At 62.2% G+C, this 18,923-nt stretch carries 17 protein-coding genes; 6 read left to right on the top strand and 11 right to left on the bottom strand.

What is annotated here, in order from left to right:
- Positions 1-5: 5 nt before the first annotated feature.
- Positions 6-746, top strand: coding sequence for a glycerophosphodiester phosphodiesterase family protein (locus tag CHEJ32_RS0121165; protein WP_028035568.1), 741 nt, complete (start codon positions 6-8; stop codon positions 744-746).
- Between the two features lie 51 nt (positions 747-797).
- Positions 798-1,712: a TIM barrel protein gene (locus CHEJ32_RS0121160; RefSeq protein ID WP_028035567.1), complete on the top strand. Its 915-nt coding sequence runs from the start codon at positions 798-800 to the stop codon at positions 1,710-1,712.
- A 109-nt stretch (positions 1,713-1,821) separates the two neighbouring features.
- Here the strand turns inward: CHEJ32_RS0121160 and CHEJ32_RS0121155 are convergent, their stop codons facing one another.
- The gene (locus CHEJ32_RS0121155; protein ID WP_028035566.1) at positions 1,822-2,724 is read right to left on the bottom strand and encodes a LysR family transcriptional regulator; all 903 of its coding nucleotides are present in this window, start codon (positions 2,722-2,724) and stop codon (positions 1,822-1,824) included.
- Between the two features lie 106 nt (positions 2,725-2,830).
- On the opposite strand from CHEJ32_RS0121155, the gene CHEJ32_RS0121150 reads away from it, so the two are divergent.
- Positions 2,831-3,865, top strand: coding sequence for a YeiH family protein (locus CHEJ32_RS0121150; RefSeq protein WP_245261237.1), 1,035 nt, complete (start codon positions 2,831-2,833; stop codon positions 3,863-3,865).
- Positions 3,866-3,976: 111 nt separating this feature from the next.
- Here the strand turns inward: CHEJ32_RS0121150 and CHEJ32_RS0121145 are convergent, their stop codons facing one another.
- Positions 3,977-4,813, bottom strand: a complete 837-nt coding sequence (locus CHEJ32_RS0121145) for an amidohydrolase (protein WP_028035564.1) — start codon at positions 4,811-4,813, stop codon at positions 3,977-3,979.
- A 216-nt stretch (positions 4,814-5,029) separates the two neighbouring features.
- Here CHEJ32_RS0121145 and CHEJ32_RS0121140 point away from each other — a divergent pair, with 216 nt between their 5' ends.
- Complete coding sequence (locus CHEJ32_RS0121140) at positions 5,030-5,764, top strand: SDR family oxidoreductase (RefSeq protein ID WP_028035563.1); 735 nt, start codon at positions 5,030-5,032, stop codon at positions 5,762-5,764.
- A gap of 66 nt (positions 5,765-5,830) precedes the next feature.
- On the opposite strand, the gene CHEJ32_RS0121135 is transcribed toward CHEJ32_RS0121140, so the two are convergent.
- The 9 genes from CHEJ32_RS0121135 to chvE all read right to left on the bottom strand — a co-directional run bounded on the left by CHEJ32_RS0121135 (position 5,831) and on the right by chvE (position 16,756).
- Positions 5,831-6,466: a 2-dehydro-3-deoxy-6-phosphogalactonate aldolase gene (locus CHEJ32_RS0121135; RefSeq protein WP_028035562.1), complete on the bottom strand. Its 636-nt coding sequence runs from the start codon at positions 6,464-6,466 to the stop codon at positions 5,831-5,833.
- The gene (locus tag CHEJ32_RS0121130; protein ID WP_028035561.1) at positions 6,463-7,380 is read right to left on the bottom strand and encodes a 2-dehydro-3-deoxygalactonokinase; all 918 of its coding nucleotides are present in this window, start codon (positions 7,378-7,380) and stop codon (positions 6,463-6,465) included. Before CHEJ32_RS0121130 ends, CHEJ32_RS0121135 begins: the two co-directional genes overlap by 4 nt.
- Positions 7,381-7,392: 12 nt before the next feature.
- On the bottom strand, positions 7,393-8,919 hold the full coding sequence (locus tag CHEJ32_RS0121125; RefSeq protein ID WP_028035560.1) for an aldehyde dehydrogenase (NADP(+)): 1,527 nt from the start codon (positions 8,917-8,919) through the stop codon (positions 7,393-7,395).
- A 43-nt stretch (positions 8,920-8,962) separates the two neighbouring features.
- Positions 8,963-9,895 carry a Gfo/Idh/MocA family protein gene (locus tag CHEJ32_RS0121120; RefSeq protein ID WP_028035559.1) on the bottom strand — a complete coding sequence of 311 codons (933 nt, stop codon included), beginning with the start codon at positions 9,893-9,895 and terminating at the stop codon, positions 8,963-8,965.
- Between the two features lie 12 nt (positions 9,896-9,907).
- A complete protein-coding gene (araD, locus tag CHEJ32_RS0121115; RefSeq protein WP_028035558.1) occupies positions 9,908-11,653 on the bottom strand; it encodes an L-arabinonate dehydratase in 1,746 nt (581 codons plus the stop codon).
- 241 nt (positions 11,654-11,894) lie between these two features.
- Positions 11,895-12,866, bottom strand: a complete 972-nt coding sequence (gene araD1 / locus CHEJ32_RS0121110; protein WP_028035557.1) for an AraD1 family protein — start codon at positions 12,864-12,866, stop codon at positions 11,895-11,897.
- Positions 12,867-12,870: 4 nt separating this feature from the next.
- Positions 12,871-14,103, bottom strand: coding sequence for a multiple monosaccharide ABC transporter permease (gene mmsB / locus CHEJ32_RS0121105; RefSeq protein WP_028035556.1), 1,233 nt, complete (start codon positions 14,101-14,103; stop codon positions 12,871-12,873).
- On the bottom strand, positions 14,096-15,628 hold the full coding sequence (mmsA, locus tag CHEJ32_RS0121100; protein ID WP_028035555.1) for a multiple monosaccharide ABC transporter ATP-binding protein: 1,533 nt from the start codon (positions 15,626-15,628) through the stop codon (positions 14,096-14,098). Before mmsA ends, mmsB begins: the two co-directional genes overlap by 8 nt.
- Before the next feature lie 60 nt (positions 15,629-15,688).
- The gene (chvE, locus tag CHEJ32_RS0121095) at positions 15,689-16,756 is read right to left on the bottom strand and encodes a multiple monosaccharide ABC transporter substrate-binding protein (RefSeq protein ID WP_028035554.1); all 1,068 of its coding nucleotides are present in this window, start codon (positions 16,754-16,756) and stop codon (positions 15,689-15,691) included.
- A gap of 177 nt (positions 16,757-16,933) precedes the next feature.
- Here chvE and CHEJ32_RS0121090 point away from each other — a divergent pair, with 177 nt between their 5' ends.
- Together CHEJ32_RS0121090 and CHEJ32_RS0121085 are read left to right on the top strand one after the other, a co-directional pair.
- Positions 16,934-17,872: a LysR family transcriptional regulator gene (locus CHEJ32_RS0121090; RefSeq protein WP_028035553.1), complete on the top strand. Its 939-nt coding sequence runs from the start codon at positions 16,934-16,936 to the stop codon at positions 17,870-17,872.
- Positions 17,873-17,957: 85 nt separating this feature from the next.
- Complete coding sequence (locus CHEJ32_RS0121085) at positions 17,958-18,878, top strand: carbohydrate kinase (protein ID WP_028035552.1); 921 nt, start codon at positions 17,958-17,960, stop codon at positions 18,876-18,878.
- Positions 18,879-18,923 lie beyond the last annotated feature (45 nt).

Below are 18,923 nucleotides of genomic sequence, written 5' to 3'. Positions count from 1 at the left end.
TTCAAATGACCCTCATCATCGGCCATCGCGGCGCCCGCAATATCTGGCCTGAAAATTCACTGACTGGTTTTCGAAATGTCCTTGCACTCGATGTCGATGCAGTCGAGTTCGACGTCCATCTGACGCGGGCGGGCGAACTCGTCGTCATCCATGACGCAACGCTGGAGCGCACGACGGAAGGCTCGGGGCCTGTTCGAGATCTGACGCCCGACAGCCGTCTCGACACGACACTGAAGGGTCTGGGCGAACACGTTCCCACACTCGCCGAGGTACTCGCCATTCTGGCGCCGACGGCGATGCCGCTGCATGTCGAACTGAAGATTGACGAAACGGGAACGGCCTACCCGGACATTGCCGGCAAAGTCGCCCAGGAGCTGAAACGCTTCGGCCTCGAGAAGCGCGCATATCTCACTTCCTTCGACACGTCCGTCCTCGAGGATTGCCGGAGGGAGGCTCCCGAGATCGGCCGACTTGTGTCCGTGAACGCAGCCTGGGCGGAAAGACAGGGCGGGCTCGCGGCCTTTCTCGATCGCGTGGAGGCGCTTGTGGAGATCGTCGCCATCCACCATGAGCTGATGGAAGCCCAATGGCCCCTCATCCGTCAAAAACTCCCCCTCCGGCGCCTCTGCGTGTGGACGCTCAATGACGAGGCCGGAATCCGTCACTGGCTCTACCGCGGCATCGGCCACCTCACCTCGGACGAGCCCGAACGTGCGCTCGCCCTGCGCGCTGCCATGAACTCGTGAATTCGCCCAAAGCGGCACGACCCGATACAACCATCCATTGGAGACAAACAAATGAGCAACATCATCGCAACCGGCTTCAACTCGGGCTCGAAGGACGGAGAGCTCCAAAGCCTTGAGACCGACCTTCGCCGCTTGGCCGATATGGGCGTCGACACGGTGGAACTCGGCCTGACCAGCATCGACTTGATCAGCGGCGGTCGCATCATCAAGGAAAGGGCCGAGAGGCTGCAAGCCCTCACCAGCCAATTCCCCTTCCGTTACACCGTCCACGGACTGGTCTCCTCGAATTTCATGGACCCTGCCACGGTGCGCTACCAGCTCGATGCAGCCAAGGCGCTGATAGAGGTCTGTGACCGGATCGACGCGCGGATCATCGTGCAGCACGGCGGCCACTTGCGCGCCGACCAGATTTCCGAGCGCGCCACCGCCGATCAGCGCGAGCGCGAGGCGCTTTTCGAACTCGCAGAATTCGCCCGGCCCTATGGCGTTCGCATTGCCTTCGAGAACATCTTCACCACCGAGCCCGGACAATACCGCCAGACGCCGGCGGAGGTCGCGGAAACGGTGAAGGCGGTGAACCATCCCAATCTCGTGGCGCTGATCGATTTCAGCCACGCCTATATCGAATCCACCTATCGCGGACTGGATTTCCGTGAGCAGCTGCGCGCCATGGCTCCGGTCACCGGCCACTTGCACGTGCACGATTCCTTCGGCCGCCCGATGGGCTTCTACAAGCCCTTCCACCTTCAGGAGGCTACAGCTCTTGGTCTCGGCGACCTCCACATGCCGCTGGGCTGGGGCGACATCGATTGGGAGGATATTTTCAGCGAGCTGGAATTCCTCCCGGGAACGGTTTTGATGATGGAGATCGGTGCACGTTATCGCAATGAGCAGCCCCAAAGTCTCGAGCGGGCCAGGCAGTTGATGGCGCTCAATGGCGCGCGGACGCCCATCGCCGCCGAATAAGAAGACGAACCGGCCTTCGCCTGCGCGGGAAGGAGCCCGCGCGCAGGCGAGAACGGTTAAACGCGTCAGCAGGTGAGGCTGCGGAACAGGTCGCAGGGCGCTGCGGCGGTTATGCCGCCAGCTCCTCCCGCTGGGCGTTTCGCAATAGGTCCATCATCGCCTGGACGGATTTTGCAGCATGCCGTTCGGCATGACGCAAGGTAGAGAAATGACGCACCGGCAGTTCAAAATTCACTTCATGGAAGCTGCCCACAAGCAGGCGCGGAAGAGCTGCGCGCCTTGACAGCACCGTGGCGCTGCTACCGGCTTCCACGGCAGCCAGACAAGCCTCATTGGAGGGCATTTCCAGCGCGATGGGAAGCGTATCGGGATCGAGCCCCAATGCACGCAGATCGGCTTGGAATGCAGCTCTCGTGCCCGAGCCCGGCTCGCGCATGATCCAGGTCGTCCGCGTCAGATCCTCCGGGGAAACTTGCATCCCATCCGCCCATGGGTGCTGATTGCCGACGATGATGACCAGCCTGTCTTCCGCTACAACTTCCTTTATGAGGCCGGGGAACTCGACCTCCCCTTCCACCACTCCGATATCCGATGTCCCTTCCAGAACGGCAGCGGCCACCGTGCTCGTATTGCCCGGAGAAAGCTGGATCTGCACGCGGGGATATAGGTCGCGATAGCGCACCAGGTGCGGCGGCAGCCAGTAGCTTGCCACGGTCTGAGATGCATGGACCCTGAGGACGCCCGATGCTTCGCCGCCGAGATCCGCCAGGAAGCGCTCGGTTTCTTCGGCTCGACGCAGCAGAGCCTGCGCCTCGGCCAGGAAAAGTCGCCCCTCCTGCGTCAGCTCGATCCTGCGCCCGACGCGATTGAAGAGCGTAACGGTATGCCGCGTTTCGAGCGATGATATCGCGGCACTCACGGCGGATTGCGTCATGTTCAGCGCCTGGGCGGCTCTGGTCACATGTTCTCGCCCGGCCACTTCAATGAAAATGCGTATCTGATCCAGTGTCATGAGATAGGCTTTTGTTCGAAAAAACCGAACGTTTCTAGAATAAATATCCGTTGGATTGATCAGTCTTTCAAGTGCAAACAGGTCCTGCACATTCAGAAGGACTCCCGTGGCACATCCCTCCGACACCCAGCCTGCCCCCGCTGCCACACCTTTCTTTGCGGGCGTTTTATCCCTTCTTCCGGGCGTCGTGCTGACCGCCGCCATCGCGGCAATGGCGCTCATGCTGCGAAACATCATCGGTGTTGCTGCTATGAGCCCCATGATCCTCTCGCTCGTCATCGGCCTCGTGCTGCACAATGTGATTGCACTGCCGTCCCAGACGTCGCCTGGTGTCACCTTCTCGCTGAAGCAAATTCTGAGGCTAGGCATCATTTTGCTGGGCCTGCAGGTTACGGTTTTTGAGATCCTGCAGCTGGGAGGGGCAGCGTTCGCGGTTACGGCGCTGACCCTTGCCGCAACATTCCTGGTGATCCGCTACGCCGGCCCTCTCTTTGGGGTCGACCGGCCGTTGAGCGAGCTGATCGCCGCCGGCACGGCTGTCTGTGGGGCATCGGCAGTGATAGCGGCAAATACGGTCAGCAAAGGCAGCGACGAGGACGTTGCCTATGCGGTCGCATGCGTCTCGATCTTGGGATCGGCAGCGATGCTGATCTACCCGCTTCTGGCGCAACCGCTCGGCCTCGACGCCCTTTCCTTCGGGCTCTGGACCGGCGCAACGATCCATGAGGTAGCCCAGGTGGCGGGGGCCGCATTCCAGCACAGCGAAGCGGCCGGGCAGTTCGGCACGGTTTCGAAGCTCACGCGTGTGCTGATGCTCGCGCCCCTCATTCTCTCCATGGCAGCGATCCGCAATATCGGTCGCGGGACGGACTCCAGGGTGCGTTCCCAAATGCCCTGGTTCGTCCTTGGATTCATCCTCCTCGTTATCTTCAACAGCGTCGTCGATCTTCCCCGATCGCTGAACGAGAACGCTGCCTCCGTGACAGCCTTTCTCCTGTCCATGGCGCTTGCCGCGATGGGGCTGCAGATCGATATCTCAAAACTTCGGGCAAAGGGTTTACGGCCGCTGATGCTCGGCATCTTCGGTTGGCTCTTCATTGCCGTGTTCGGCCTTGCCATGCTGAAATTGTGCGGATTCTGAATTAATAAGCGGGTGAATGAGTATTTCCCGCCTTCGCTCGGAAACTATTCAGGGATCGGCCCGGGCCAGCCCTGTACCGATCTTGCTCTCTCGCCGGGCGGCAGGCCTGTCCTACAGCTTCCAGAGCCGTTTCGCGTTCCCTGAGAAGAGCTTTGCCCGCTCTTCCTCGCTGGTGCCCGAGAAAAGGGCATGCGTGGCAGCAACCCAGGTAGAAAGACCGCCCCCGAGGGTACAGACAGGCCAATCGCTTCCCCAGACGAGGCGGTCCCAGCCGAAGCATTCGACGGTGTGCTCTACCCATGGCTTCAATGTTTCGAGCGTCCAGCGTTCCGCGTCCGCATAGGCGACGACGCCCGAGATTTTCGCTGCCACGTTGGGTCGTTGCGAAATCTCCTTCATATGCGTGCGCCATGGCTCCAATGCTCCGCCCTTGATGTCGGGGGTACCGCAGTGATCCAGGATGAACTGCACCTCCGGGGCCAGATCGACCAGCGCCACCGCCTTCGGCAGCTGGCGCGGCAGCACGCATAGATCGAATGTGAAGCCGGTGCCCGACAACCGCCGGACGTTCTCACGGAAGAGCGGCTGCTCGGAGAGCCCGTCGGGCATCACATGCAGCACGCGCCGGAATCCTCTTATCAGGGGATTGGCCTTCTGGCGCTCCAGATAGGCGGGAAACTCCTCGTTTTCCGGACGGCATGAAGCGATTGCGCCGACGATCAAGCTGTCCGGAGGGTTTGCCAGGCTCGCCACATTTTCGGTTTCCGCCTCCATATCCCCTTCAGCGACATCGACCTCCATGTGAAATGCAGCCTCGATCCCCAGCCGGCGCGCTTCCGCCGCATAGGACGCATAGGAGAAGTCGCGGTCGAGAGGTGGCGTGTTTTCCAGCCAGGGATAGCGAAGCGCCGTCTTGTCGATCACATGCAGGTGGGTGTCGATAATCAATGTACGTCCTCCCTCATCTCCCATCCCGGCGCAACGTTGGATTGGCCTGCCGCATCATAGCAGTTGCACCGTTTGGCCGCGCCGCAAAGTTTCCATAGCGGGGTCATGGAAGCGGTATGATCTGGATGGAGGGAAAAATAGGGTCTAGAAAATGATGCGCGTAGAAGAATCCACTCGCCAACGAGCCTTGGCCAACGTCCCACTCGGAGAAAATCCATGACCAGCAGCCTGCAAGGAAAAACGGTCCTCGTCACTGCCGCGGCGCAGGGTATTGGCCGGGCAAGCGCGCTTGCCTTCGCCCGTACCGGCGCCCGGGTCTACGCCACAGATATCAATGAGAGACTGCTTGCCGAGCTGGATGACCAGGAACACATTGCCACCCGCAAGCTCGACGTGCTGGATAACGGCGCCGTCGCCGCGCTGGTCGAGGAGATCGGCCCGATCGATGTGCTCTTCAATTGTGCCGGCATTGTCCATTCCGGGACCATTCTCAATATGAAGGACGACGAGCTCGAGTTCGCCTTCGACCTCAACGTGAAAGCGATGGTCCGCACGATTCGCGCGGTGCTGCCGGGAATGATAGAGCGTGGAGGCGGGGCGATCATCAACATGTCCTCCGTCGCCTCAAGCATCAAAGGCGTGCCGAACCGCTTCGTCTATGGCACGACCAAGGCGGCTGTGATCGGTCTTACCAAGGCAGTGGCCGCCGACTACGTAGCGCAAGGAATCCGCTGCAACGCCATTTGCCCCGGCACTGTCGAAAGCCCGTCGCTGCAGGAACGGCTAAGGGCGACTGGCGACTACGAGGCCGCCCGTAAAGCCTTCATTGCCCGCCAGCCGATGGGCCGGCTCGGCAGCCCTGAAGAGATCGCCGATCTGGCGGTGCATCTCGCCACCGCAACCTACACGACCGGTCAGGCATATGCCATCGATGGCGGGTGGACGATCTGATCGTAAGGGTGCTGCGCCGCAGCATGAAACGCCATTCCGATAGACCGGGATTGTCCTCCGCCGAGCTTACCCGACCTGGAAAACCCTGTCATAGGTGGCCACGGCCGCCCGCGCCCGTTCACTTATCTCCCTTGTGCCCATACCGGGCCCGTAGAGGCTCGAGCCGAGGCCGAAGGTACGCACGCCCACAGCCTTGTAGTCGGCAAAATCGGCCTCGGACACGCCGCCGACAGCGCCCACCGGAACCTCGCGCGGCAGGACCGCCATGATGGCCTTGATCCCGTTTGGTCCGAGAACAGAGGCCGGGAAGAATTTCAGAGCCGAGGCCCCGGCGCGCGCGGCAGCGAGCGCTTCGGTCGGCGTGAAGACGCCCGGCATCGTGACCATGCCGTAATCGGCGGCGCGCCCGATGACGGCGGGCTCAACATTGGGGCTGACGAGCAGGTTGCCGCCGGCCTCGCGCAGCCTGTCGACATCTTCGGTGGTCAGCACCGTACCGGCACCAATCAGGGTGCCTTCCGGCGCGAGGCGACTGGCCGCCTCGATGGAACGGAACGGCTCCGGTGAGTTTAGAGGCACCTCAATCGCCTCGAACCCTGCCTCCAGCAGCGCTTCGACCACGCCCGGCGCCTCATCGGGCTTCAGCCCGCGAAGGATGGCGACGAGGTCACGCTTAAGCTTCGGCCAAGTTATTCTTTTCATACTGCAGCCCTTTCCGGCCATAGCGCGAGGGCGGCGCTGTGAAGCCCCCGGCGCACCAAATCCTGCCCGTCGCGCGTGCGACATGCGATGCCCGCGACGGCCAGCGCCGCCTCATAGGCTTTCGCCTGCGCGCCATCGGCAACGAGCGTGACCTCCATCTGTTCCCGCAGATCCTTCCGCGCAGCGGCAATTTCCGCGCCGATCAAAAGACCCGAAAGCCGGGCTTTTGCATCCGGGGCGGCAGCACCGTCGAGGAGAGAGGCGGCGCGGATCGAGAAAAGCTTCTCTGTCAGGCCTGCACCTCCCACCATTTCTTCCACGGCATCCTGGAAAGCGGGCGACGTGCTGTCGCCCTCGCCCGCAGCAACCATCTCGCGCAGGATCGAGTGTTGGCTCAAAACCGCAAAGAGCTCGCCTGTCATGTAGGTGGCAAAGCCCACAAGCCCGCCCTCCTCGACCCGCGCCCATTTCGAGTGCGTGCCGGGCAGGCAGAAGAGGCCGGTGGTGCCGCTTTCCGCCCATGCGCCGGCAAGCTGCGTCTCCTCGCCGCGCATCACATCCTCGCGGCCCTTCCCGCGCTGGCACACGCCCGGCAAAATGCGCACGTCGCGCGCGAGCCCATCGATCTTGATGGCATCCGCATAAAGGCCTTCCAGGCTGGCCGGCGTTTCGCGATATGGGGCCTCGCGCCAGCCGCCTCGCGCACCTGCCATCCCCGCCACGACGACGGGCAGGTCCGAGCCTGCTCCGATCGCTGCCAGATGGGCTTCAAGAACCGGCTCGAAGCGGTCGGGCTGGCAGGCGCGCATCCCTTCCCCGCTGGACCGCTCGGCAAGCGCCGCGCCATTCGCATCCAGAAGCCAGAGACGGAAATTCGTCGTGCCCCAATCCACCGCTGCGCAGAAAGGAGCCATTACAGCCGAACCTCAGAGGCCCTGAAGATCGCCCGGAAGCAGGCTCGCCGGCATGTCCTGATAGGCCACCGGGCGCAGGAAGCGGCGTATTGCCAGCGTGCCAACGGAGGTGGTGGAAGCATTGGTGCTCGCCGGGTAAGGCCCGCCATGCATCATCGCGTCGCTCACCTCGACCCCGGTCGGGAAACCGTTCGCGATAAGGCGCCCCGCCTTCCGCTGCAGGATCGGCATCAATGAAGCCGCAAGCGCCGTGTCGGCGTCATCCATATGCAGCGTGCAGGTGAGCTGGCCTTCGACACGGCGAGCGATCTCGCGCATCTCATCCTCGTTCTTCGCCCGCACGACGATGCCGAAGGGGCCGAACACCTCCTCGTGCAGCGCCGGGTTGGAAAGCCACTCTTCTCCCGTTGTCTCCAGGAGGTCCGGCCCCGCATGGCGACCTTCCGCCTTGGAGGCGAGGCGCGAACGGACGCAGTTCAGGCCGATGACCTTGTCGCGTCCGGTCCGGTAGGCCTGAGCGATGCCCGCCGTCAACATCGGCTGTTCGGCGATCTTCTGGAGAGCAATCTGCGCAGCGTCCAGGAAGGTCTCCACATCGCTGCCGTCAAGCGCGATCGCCACGCCCGGATTCGTGCAGAACTGGCCGACGCCCATGGTGAGCGAGGCGGCCCAGCCCTCTGCGATCTTCTCGCCGCGCGCGGCGAGCGCCGCCGGAAGCAAGAACTGCGGGTTGATTGAGCCAAGCTCGCCGTAGAACGGGATGGGCTCGGGTCTCGCCTGCGCAAGATTGAAGAGCGCGCGCCCGCCGCCTGTGGAGCCGGTGAAGCCGATGGCGCGGATCAGAGGATGGGTGACCAGTGCCTCACCCGCCTCGCGGATGTTGCTTTGAACGAGCGAGAAGACACCGGGGTGCTGACCGATCTTGCGAATTGCAGCTTCGATCGCTTCGGCGACGATCTCGCCCGTGCCGGGATGAGCCTGATGCCCCTTCACCACGACCGGGCAGCCGGCGGCGAGAGCGGAAGCCGTATCACCCCCCGCAGTCGAGAAGGCGAGCGGGAAGTTCGAGGCACCGAACACGCCCACAGGGCCGATGGGCAGTTGCATCAGCTTCAGGTCCGGCTTGGGGGCCGGCTGGCGATCGGGATTGGCCGGGTCATGCCGGCGGTCGAGATAGTCACCCTTTTCGATGTGGCTCGCAAAGAGGCGCAGCTGCCCGGTCGTGCGGCCGCGCTCCCCATTGATGCGGGCTTCGGGAAGGCCACTTTCCTGGGTGGCGATCTCGGTGATCGCCTCGGCACGCGCCTCGATCTCGTCGGCAATGGCACGCAGGAAGGCCGCACGGTCGGCGCGGCTCGTGGCGCCGTAGGTCCAGAATGCCTCCTCCGCTGCCTTGGCAGCTTTGTCGACCTCAGCCGCACTCCCAACGGCAAAATCATAGGTAGGGCCGGTTACCGGATCGGACGCAAAGGTCTTTTCGCCTCCCACCCACTCGCCGGCAATCAGATGTTTTCCGCGTGGCTTGAAGCTCTGAGGCATAGCGTACTCCATGATGACTGACGGCAGAATTTTGTGCCCTTATCTATTCGTGGAAAGCCTCCACGTCCACCTTTCGCCCGAGAAGAAATGCATCGGCCACCAGCCTGTGCGGTGCAAGGTCGACATCACTCTCGCCCGCCTTCAAAAGCTCGGCAAAGCGATGATAGATACCGTCATATTCGGCTTCCAATCCGCTTGGCTGCTCATGGCCATCGATGGACATCCTGCTGCCGCCCTCGGAAAGGAGAAGCAGGCCCGCCTCCGTCTCGATGCGGATATCCCAGGTCTGTGGCCCCTCCTGGCGCCAGTCGAAATCGGCCGTGACACGGAAACCTGCAAGACTGCTCATGAGAAGATTGGCGGCGATCGGCGTCTGGCGGTTCTCCGGCATCTTCAGTGTCGCTTCGGTGACGAAGACCGGCTGCACGATGGCCGTCAAAATCGACAGCGCGTTGATCCCGGGGTCGAAAACGCCGAACCCCCCGGGCTCCCAGATCCAGGCCTGTCCCGGATGCCAGCGCCGCACGTCCTCTTTCCAGACGATATCGATGTGGCGGACCGCCTTGCCCTGCAGCCATCGTCGTGCCGGCTCAACACATGGCGCGAAGCGCGAATGCCAGGTGGCGAAGAGCGTCACGTTCTTCTCGCGCGCAAGCTCCACTAGTGCCTCAACTTCCCCGACTGTAGTGCCGGGCGGCTTTTCGAGGAGGACATGGCGGCCAGCCCTCAACGCCGCCACCGCCATTGCGTAACGCGGCACGGGTGGGACGCACAGCGCCACGGCCGGGATGTCCGGCCGCTCGCGCAGCATAGTCTCCAGATCGGTGTAATTGTCCACCCCGTCTACCTTGCCATGCCGGCTGACGGCAGCCGCGAGCTCGAACTCGGCGGAGCGCGCAATCGAGGGAAGATGCTGGTCCCGAGCGATCTTGCCGATGCCAACGACGGCGATCTTGGTGCCGGCTTCACTTACCATGGCTGTCTCCCCTCAGTGGGAATCCCTGCCCACGGCGCTGCCGCGGCAACCCTTGAGAAAATCGAAGTCCGCGCCCGTATCCGCGCCCTGCACATGGTCGTGGAAGAGCTGCGCATACCCACCCTCCGGCCTATGAACAATCGGCCGCCACTCGGCCAGCCGACGCCCCAGCTCCGCCTCGGATATGTCGAGATGCAGGCGCCGGTTGGGAACGTCGAGTTCGATCACGTCACCATTCCTCACCACCGCAAGCGGCCCGCCGACCGCCGCCTCAGGTGAGGTGTGGAGCACCACAGTGCCATAGGCCGTGCCGGACATACGGGCGTCGGAAATGCGCACCATATCGGTGATGCCCTTGCGCAGCACTTTGGGCGGCAGGCCCATATTGCCGACTTCCGCCATGCCGGGATAACCCCTCGGTCCGCAATTCTTCAGGACCAGCACACAGCTCTCGTCCACGTCCAGCGCCTCGTCATTGATCTTCGCCTTGTAGTCGTTGATGTCCTCGAAAACGACAGCGCGGCCGCGATGATGCATGAGATGCGGCGACGCGGCCGACGGTTTCAGCACCGCTCCCTTTGGTGCCAGGTTGCCGCGCAAGACCGCGATACCGCCCTGAGGCGTCAGCGCCCTTTCCACGGGGCGGATGACGTCGTCGTTCCAGTTCTTGACGTCCTTCACCTCGTCCCAGATCGGGCCGCCGGAGACGGTGAGCGCGTCCTTGTGCAGCAGACCGCCTTCGCCCAGCCTCTTGATCACCACCGGCAAGCCACCCGCGTAAAAGAACTCCTCCATCAGGTATTTGCCCGACGGCATCAGGTTCACGATCGTGGGGACGTCGCGTCCGAGCCGATCCCAGTCTTCCAGCGTGAAGTCGATGCCCACGCGGCCGGCGATCGCCAAGAGATGGATCACAGCATTGGTGGAGCCGCCGATCGCTCCGTTTACCCGAACCGCATTCTCGAAGGCGCGGCGGGTGAGGATGTCGGAAGGCTTGAGATCATCCTTCACCATCTGGACGATGCGCCGGCCGGACAAGTGTGCCATCACGCGCCGGCGACTGTCGACGGCTGGAATTGCAGCATTGCCGGAGAGGGCCATGCCAAGCGCTTCGGCCATGGAAGCCATGGTGGAGGCGGTGCCCATCGTGTTGCACGAGCCAGGCGAACGGCTCATCGCCTGCTCGGCGTCCAGGAAATCGTCCCGGCTCATGGTACCCGCCTTGATGGCCTCCGACATCTGCCAGAGCGCAGTGCCGGAGCCCACGCGCTCGCCGCGGAACCAGCCATTGAGCATCGGACCGCCCGAGACCAGGATCGCGGGGATATCGACGCTGGCAGCTCCCATCAGCAGTGCCGGCGTGGTCTTATCGCAGCCGGCAAGCAGGACAACCCCATCGAGCGGATTGGCGCGCAACGCCTCCTCAACGTCCATCGCAGCCAGATTGCGGTACATCATAGCGGTCGGGCGAAGCGCACTCTCGCCCGGCGAGAAGACCGGGAACTCCAGCGGCAGCCCACCCGCCTCGTAGATGCCGTGCTTCACCCGCTCGGCGAGGTCCCGCAGATGCGCGTTGCATGGGGTGAGCTGCGACCAGGTGTTGCAGATGCCGATCACCGGCCGGCCATCGAAGAGATCGGCCGGCAGACCCTGATTCTTCATCCAGGAGCGATGATAGATGTGGTCGCGCGAGGTACCGCCAAACCATTCCTGGGACCTTAGCTTCCTCGGCCAGGGTTTTGGGGTGAATCCGCTCATGCCAAACTTCCTTTCCGGTCCGCCGCCCGGGCTTCTTCTGCTTCGTCATCCGGGACGCCGGGAAACAAGCTCTCGGCGGCCAATTGCCGCGAGACGTGGAGTGCGTCCGGACTGCGATATCGACACCTTTCAGCACCGTCTCTGCGGAGATCGCGCCTTTCAATGGGCCCAAGTCTCGCTTCGCTCGGCGGGGATGACGGGTGTTGCATTGGCTCCGATCTAAAACCCGTGCGCCTTGGTCCTAGAGCGCCATCACCTTCGTATCGCGCTTCTTCTCCCGCCGGTGCGGATTCCGCAGCGGCAAGCCGAATTCGGGTGCGGAGATCTCGAACAGGTCACCTTCCCCGCAGGAAATACCATCCGTAAAGGAAAGCGTTGCCGTGCCGAACATGTGCACGTGCAGGTCGCCCGGTTGGCAGAAGAGCGCATATTTGAAGTGGTGATGCTCCAGATTGCCGATGGTGTGGGACATGTTGTCCTCGCCTGAGAGGAATTCCTTTTCCCAGACCACTTCGCCATCACGCCAGACGCGGGACACGCCGCGGATATCCGCAGGCAATTCGCCCACAAGAAGCTCGGGACCGAAGGAAGCCGGCCTGAGCTTGGAATGCGCCAGATAGAGATAATTGATGCGCTCCGTCACATGGTCGGAAAACTCGTTGGCCAGCGAGAAGCCGACGCGGAACGGCCGGCAATCCCTGCCGATAAGATAGAAGCCGGCAATCTCCGGCTCCTCACCTCCATCCAACGCGCAATCAGGTGAGACGAGCGGATCGCCGGACGCCACGGCATTGACGCCGGTTCCCTTGTAAAACCACTCGGGCTGCACCCCCTCTTTGCCCGGCCCCGGCTTGCCGCCCTCGAGACCCATGCGGAACATCTTCATCGAGTCCGTCATGCCGGCCGTATCCGCCGCCGCGTGCATCGCATCGCGGGCCGAGGCCGAGCCGAGATGCGTTAGGCCCGTGCCGGTCAAGAACATATGGGCGGGATCGGGATGGCGCACCGGCACATCCAACGCACCCTCCGCCGCAAGCCTTTCGAGATTCACCGCCTGGCCCAGCCCGCGACGCTCGACCGCCGCCGAGAGTTTCTCGCCCGTCTCGATCGCCTCCATGGCAAGCGCATAGGTGCTTGCCACCCCGTTCACGAGCCGTGCATCGGGACCGCGGCGGCAGATCACGCCGCCCTTCTTCAACTGTGAAAGATGCATGTTGCTAGGCCGCCTTGTTCTTGTTGTAGACGTCGAAGATCACGGCTGCGAGCAGCACGAGTCCTTTGATCACCTGCTGATAGTCGATGCCGATGCCGAGGATCGACATGCCGTTGTTCATCACACCCATGATGAAGGCGCCCACGACCGCGCCGGTGATCTTGCCCACACCGCCCGACATGGATGCCCCGCCGATGAAGACGGCAGCGATCACATCGAGTTCGAAGCCGACGCCCGCCTTCGGCGTCGCCGTATTGAGCCGGGCGGCGAAAATGAGCCCCGCGAGAGCCGCCAGCATGCCCATATTGGCGAAGGTGAGAAAAGTGAGCCGCTCCGTGCGGATGCCCGAGAGTTTGGCCGCCTTCTCGTTGCCCCCGAGCGCATAGATGCGGCGCCCGATCGTGGTCGAGTTGGTGACGAAAGTGTAGATCACCGTCAGCACCGCCATGGTGATGAGCACGTTCGGGAAGCCGCGATAAGTCGCAAGCAGGTAGGAGAGAAAGATGATCGCTGCGGCTATCAAGCCGTTCTTGGCGACAAAGAAAGCGAAGGGCTCGCCTTCCATGCCGTATTTGGTATGACGCTGGCGGTTGCGCATGGCCATAAAGACCAGCACCGCCGCGGTGATGGCGCCGAGCAGGATGGCGGTTATATTCGGCCGGCCGACGCCAAAGACGTCCGGGATGAAGCCGGTGCTCAGCAGTTGGAAGGAGCGCGGAAACGGCCCGACCGACTGTCCCGCCAACACCCAAAGCGTGAGGCCGCGGAAAACCAGCATGCCGGCAAGGGTCACGATGAAGGAGGGGATGCGCCAATAGGCGATCCAATAACCCTGGGCCGCACCTATGAGAATTCCGAGCAGCAGGCATGCCGGAATGACGCCGAGTGGGGAGATGTCGTACTGCACCAGCATGACGGCCGCGACTGCGCCAACGAAGCCTGCCACCGAGCCCACCGAAAGGTCGATATGGCCGGCGACAATGACGAGCAGCATGCCGAGCGCCATGATGACGATATAGCTGTTTTGAAGGATCAGATTGGTGAGGTTGACCGGCCTCATCAGCGTGCCGTCGGTGACCACCTGAAAGAAGCCCATGATCACGACGAGCGCGATCAGCATCCCGTACTCGCGCACATGGGTTTGCAGGTGGCTGCCGATCGAGGATACGGCTCCTTCCGCCTTGGTCTCGCCGAGAGGCTCGGCCGTCTTTCTCTGACGAGCAGACAACTCAGACATTGGATTTCGACCTCACGATCATGGACATGATCTTCTCCTGGCTCGCCTCGCTCCCTGCGAGCTCGCCTGCGATTGCACCCTCGTTCATGACATAGATGCGGTCGCACATGCCCAGCAGTTCCGGCATTTCGGATGAGATCATGAGGACCCCCTTCCCCTGTCCCGCCAACTCATTGATGATGCTGTAGATCTCGAACTTCGCGCCCACATCGATGCCGCGCGTCGGCTCGTCGAGGATCAACACCTCCGGCTCGGTGAAAAGCCATTTGGCCAAGACCACCTTCTGCTGGTTCCCGCCCGAAAGGTTCATCACCTTTTGGAACACGGTCGGCGTGCGCACACCCAGCGCCCTGCGATACCGCTCCGCCACCTGCCGTTCCTCGGCATTGTCGATCACGCCGCTCTTCGCCACACGCATCAAATTGGCGAGCGTGGTGTTGCGCAGGACATTCTCTTCCAGGATCAGGCCCAGCGCCTTCCGGTCCTCCGTCACATAAGCGAGGCCGTTGGCGATGGCGCGGTTGACGGTGGAGACGTCGATCTCCTTGCCGCGCAGCTTCACGGTCCCAGAGATATTGCGGCCATAGCTCCGGCCGAAAAGGCTCATGGCGAATTCCGTGCGGCCCGAGCCCATCAGGCCGGCAATGCCTACAACCTCTCCGGCAGCAACCCTGAGCGAGACATCGCGGATCATCTGCCGATCCGACTGGAGAGGATGCCAGACGTTCCAGTTCGTGACCTCAAGAAGTGTTTCGCCGATCTTAGGCGTGCGCTCCGGATAGCGGTGTGCCATGTCGCGACCTACCATGTCGCGGATGATATGCTCCTCGCTGATTTCTTCGGCCCCGCAGTCGAGCGTGGAAACGGTACGCCCATCGCGCAGCACCGTGATGGTGTCCGCGACCCGGTTCACCTCATTGAGCTTGTGCGAAATGAGGATCGAGGAGATGCCCTGTGCCTTGAATTCAAGGAGCAGGTCGAGAAGCTTCTGGCTGTCATTCTCCTGGAGGGCGGCGGTAGGCTCATCGAGAATGAGAAGCTTCACCTCCTTGGAAAGCGCCTTGGCAATCTCCACGAGTTGCTGTTTGCCGACGCCGAGCGTGTCGACCCTTGTGGAAGGGCTTTCCCGCAGGCCCACTTTCTTGAGCAGTCGCTCGGTGCGCGCGTTCGTCTCGGGCCAGTCGATAACGCTGCCCTTTGCGATCTCATTGCCGAGAAAGATGTTCTCGGCAATGGACAGAAGCGGCACCAGAGCCAGTTCCTGGTGGATGATGATGATGCCGATCTTCTCGCTATCGGCGATGCCGGAAAAGGCCACCGGACGGCCCTCGAAAAAGATCTCGCCCTGATAGGAACCGTGCGGATAGACACCCGACAGCACCTTCATCAGCGTGGATTTTCCGGCACCATTCTCTCCGACCAGCGCATGGATTTCGCCCCGCGCCACCTTCAGGTTGACGTCATCGAGAGCCTTCACGCCAGGAAAGCTCTTGGTGATGCCGCGCATCTCCAGAATAGGTTCCATGGGTAACCGCACCTAAAACGACCCGCCCGAACGGACGGGCGGGTCGGATCGCAGCATTCGTTACTGAATCTGGTCCTTGGTGTAGTAGCCGCTACCGATCAGCACTTCCTCCCAGTTCGACTTGTCGACCAGAACCGGCTTGAGGAGATAGGACGGCACGACCTTGACGCCGTTGTCATAGGTCTTGGTGTCGTTGATCTCGGGCTCGCCACCCTGCAGGAGCGCGTCGACCATACCGACCGTCACCCGTGCAAGCTCGCGCGTATCCTTGAAGATGGTGGAATATTGCTCGCCGGCGAGGATCGACTTCACCGAGGGTATCTCGGCATCCTGGCCTGTGACGATCGGCATTTTCAGGTCGCCCGAACCATAACCCACGCCCTTGAGCGAGGAGAGGATGCCAATGGACAAGCCGTCATAGGGCGAAAGGACGCCGTTCACCTCCTTGTCCGTGTAGAAGCCGGAAAGCAGGTTATCCATGCGCGACTGCGCAACCGCCCCGTCCCAGCGAAGCGTTCCGACCTTGTCCATACCCATCTGGCCGGACGGAATAGCGATTTCGCCGGAATCAATCATCGGCTGCAGAACCGACATGGCGCCGTCGTAAAAGAAATAGGCGTTGTTGTCGTCCGGCGAGCCGCCGAATAGCTCCACATTCCAGGGCTTCTGGTCTGGGAAACGTTCCTTCAGGCCATTAACCAGCGAGGTCGCCTGCTGAACGCCAACCTGGAAATTGTCGAATGTCGCGTAATAGTCCACGTGCTCGCTGTCGCGGATCAGTCGGTCATAGGCAATGACCTTGATGTCCGATGCGGCCGCATTCTCAAGCGCGTTGGACAGCGTGGTGCCGTCGATCGCCGCGATCACCAGCACGTTGACGCCCTTGGTGATCATGTTCTCGATCTGCGCCAGCTGGTTCGGGATGTCGTCCTCGGCATATTGCAGATCGGTTTCGTAGCCTGCCGCCTTGAACTGCTCGACCATCGAGTTTCCATCGGAGATCCAGCGGGCCGAGGATTTCGTCGGCATGGCGATGCCGATCAGCCCCTTCTCCTGTGCCTGAGCCGCACCGGTGAAGAGCGCAGCCCCCAGCGCGAGCGACGCGAAAATGGATGTGATTCTTTTCATTACTTCCTCCCAAGGACACCGGGCACGGCCCGGTTTGCAACATTTCACCGCGCCCGGCGGCAGTGCGCAAGAACGAACCGGACCAACCTGATCCGCCGGCGACCCTATTGGAGAGAAATCATACCAATCAAATGCATTTTTTGTTCATTCGCATACCAATTACGCTATGCTCATGCCATGAAAGATGCGACCTCGAGACTCAAGCTCAGCCACTACCGCCTGATTGCCGCCATTGCGGAGCACGGCCAGCTTAGCCCTGCGGCGGCGGCCCTTTCCATGACGCAGCCGGCGGCGTCGCGCATGCTTAGGGAGGTCGAGCTCCTTGTCGGTGCGCCTCTCTTCCAACGGCATGCGAAGGGCATGAACCTGACCGAAATCGGCAGGCTGGTCGCCCGTCACGCGGAATCCCTCCTTACCGAAATCCGCGAGACGATGGTGGAGGTGGAGGAGTTCAAGCTCGGCAAAGGCGGCCGGGTGCGCGTCGGAGCGGTTACCGGCGCGGCGGTCGGCTATGTGATGCCCGCGATTCAGAAGCTGAAGGCGACCTCTCCGAATGCCGACGTGCATATCGACGTGGCGCCCAGTGATGCGCTGATCCGCGATCTTGCTTCCGGCCATTTCGATTTCGTGCTCGGCCGCGTGCCGCCGCCCTTTGATGCGCGTGATTTCATCATCTCCCGGGGAAGAAATGAGATCGTCGATCTTGTGGTACGGGGAAACCATCCGCTTGCCGGCACCGACACGATCTCCATCGCAGACCTTAGCGATTACGAATGGATCCTGCAATCGGCCGGTACGCCATTGCGCGTCGTCGTGGAGGAGGCGTTCCTTGCCGCCGGTGGCGCCGTGCCCCGCAACATCATCAACACGACTTCCCTGCTCGCCATGATGGCTCTCCTCGTCACCTCGGATGCGATCGCGCCGCTCTCGCGCGAGGTTTCCGATCTTCTCGGCGGCAATGGCGGAGGGCTCGGGCTTGCCGTCTTGCCGATCCGCGAAGCACTGGTGGTTGCCCCCTACCATCTGCTTTCGCTGAAAACCCGGCCTCTCTCGCCGCTTGCCTCGCGGCTGAAGGAGCTGATCCTGAAGGAACTCGACCGTTTTGAGCCCGCTTAGATCTTCACTTCTTTCCGCGATGCTGCTGCGGGAATACGCTCAGCACGAGCATAGCTCCTGATTCGGTTCGGTTGGAGGAACAAGTATGATCCTTTGTTGCGGAGAAGCGTTGATCGACATGCTGCCGCGCGAGACGGCGGATGGCGATGCCGCATTCGTACCGCATGTGGGCGGCTCGGTCTTCAACACCGCAATCGCGCTCGGGCGGCTCGACATCCCCGTCTCCTTCTTTTCCGGCCTGTCGGAGGATCTTTTCGGGGTGCGGCTTCAAGATGCGTTGCGCGCTAGCGGCGTTGACCTCACCCACGCCATTGTTTCGAGCCGTCCGACGACGCTTGCATTCGTTTCACTCAGCGACGGCCAGGCGAGCTATGACTTCTATGACGAGAACACGGCAGGGCGGATGCTGTTCGAAGCCGATCTGCCGGACCTGGACGATGGCGTGGAGGCGCTTCTTTTCGGCGGCATCAGTCTTGCAACAGAACCCTGCGGCAGCACCTATGAGAGCTTGATGGCACGGGAGAGCTCCACGCGCGTCATCATGCTTGATCCCAACATCCGCCAGGCATTCATTCGCGATCCACTGGCACATAAGGCACGCATGCGGCGCCTGATGGCCATTGCGGATATCGTCAAGATTTCCGAGGAGGATCTCGCCTGGTTCGGAGGCCCTGCCTCGGCGGCGGAGGTGGCACAGGTTCTGCTCGCAGCGGGAACCAAGCTGGTTATCGTGACCACGGGCCCCAAAGGGGCGTCGGCCTATTGGCGGGGCGGAAGCTTCGTCATCAGCGCCGTCAACGTGACGGTTGTGGACACCGTCGGTGCCGGAGATTCATTCAATGCCGGTATCCTGGCTGCACTCAGGAAGACAGGCTTTCTCAAGAAGGAAAGGCTGGCTTCTCTGACGACAGAGGTTGTCCGGGACGCCCTCTCCTTCGCCACCCGCGTTGCGGCCGTGACCGTTTCGCGCGCCGGAGCCAATCCACCCTGGGCGGATGAGATTTAGCCCGATTCAATAATAACGATACGCCTAAACAGGAGGCGCCAAAGG

It is taken from the genome of Chelativorans sp. J32 (assembly GCF_000518985.1).
Lineage (GTDB): Bacteria > Pseudomonadota > Alphaproteobacteria > Rhizobiales > Rhizobiaceae > Chelativorans.
The sequence above is the reverse complement of the archived record's forward strand: the minus strand, read 5'-3'. Positions and strand labels throughout refer to the sequence as shown.

What these genes read in the sequence shown, in the direction of transcription:
- CHEJ32_RS0121135 (WP_028035562.1), bottom strand. Translation starts at nt 6,466, where the DNA reads ATGAAAAGAATAACTTGGCCGAAGCTTAAGCGTGACCTCGTCGCCATC.
- araD (WP_028035558.1), bottom strand. Translation starts at nt 11,653, where the DNA reads ATGAGCGGATTCACCCCAAAACCCTGGCCGAGGAAGCTAAGGTCCCAG.
- CHEJ32_RS0121090 (WP_028035553.1), top strand. Translation starts at nt 16,934, where the DNA reads ATGAAAGATGCGACCTCGAGACTCAAGCTCAGCCACTACCGCCTGATT.
- araD1 (WP_028035557.1), bottom strand. Translation starts at nt 12,866, where the DNA reads ATGCATCTTTCACAGTTGAAGAAGGGCGGCGTGATCTGCCGCCGCGGT.
- CHEJ32_RS0121155 (WP_028035566.1), bottom strand. Translation starts at nt 2,724, where the DNA reads ATGACACTGGATCAGATACGCATTTTCATTGAAGTGGCCGGGCGAGAA.
- mmsA (WP_028035555.1), bottom strand. Translation starts at nt 15,628, where the DNA reads ATGGAACCTATTCTGGAGATGCGCGGCATCACCAAGAGCTTTCCTGGC.
- mmsB (WP_028035556.1), bottom strand. Translation starts at nt 14,103, where the DNA reads ATGTCTGAGTTGTCTGCTCGTCAGAGAAAGACGGCCGAGCCTCTCGGC.
- CHEJ32_RS0121140 (WP_028035563.1), top strand. Translation starts at nt 5,030, where the DNA reads ATGACCAGCAGCCTGCAAGGAAAAACGGTCCTCGTCACTGCCGCGGCG.
- CHEJ32_RS0121125 (WP_028035560.1), bottom strand. Translation starts at nt 8,919, where the DNA reads ATGCCTCAGAGCTTCAAGCCACGCGGAAAACATCTGATTGCCGGCGAG.
- chvE (WP_028035554.1), bottom strand. Translation starts at nt 16,756, where the DNA reads ATGAAAAGAATCACATCCATTTTCGCGTCGCTCGCGCTGGGGGCTGCG.
- CHEJ32_RS0121160 (WP_028035567.1), top strand. Translation starts at nt 798, where the DNA reads ATGAGCAACATCATCGCAACCGGCTTCAACTCGGGCTCGAAGGACGGA.
- CHEJ32_RS0121120 (WP_028035559.1), bottom strand. Translation starts at nt 9,895, where the DNA reads ATGGTAAGTGAAGCCGGCACCAAGATCGCCGTCGTTGGCATCGGCAAG.
- CHEJ32_RS0121130 (WP_028035561.1), bottom strand. Translation starts at nt 7,380, where the DNA reads ATGGCTCCTTTCTGCGCAGCGGTGGATTGGGGCACGACGAATTTCCGT.
- CHEJ32_RS0121165 (WP_028035568.1), top strand. Translation starts at nt 6, where the DNA reads ATGACCCTCATCATCGGCCATCGCGGCGCCCGCAATATCTGGCCTGAA.
- CHEJ32_RS0121085 (WP_028035552.1), top strand. Translation starts at nt 17,958, where the DNA reads ATGATCCTTTGTTGCGGAGAAGCGTTGATCGACATGCTGCCGCGCGAG.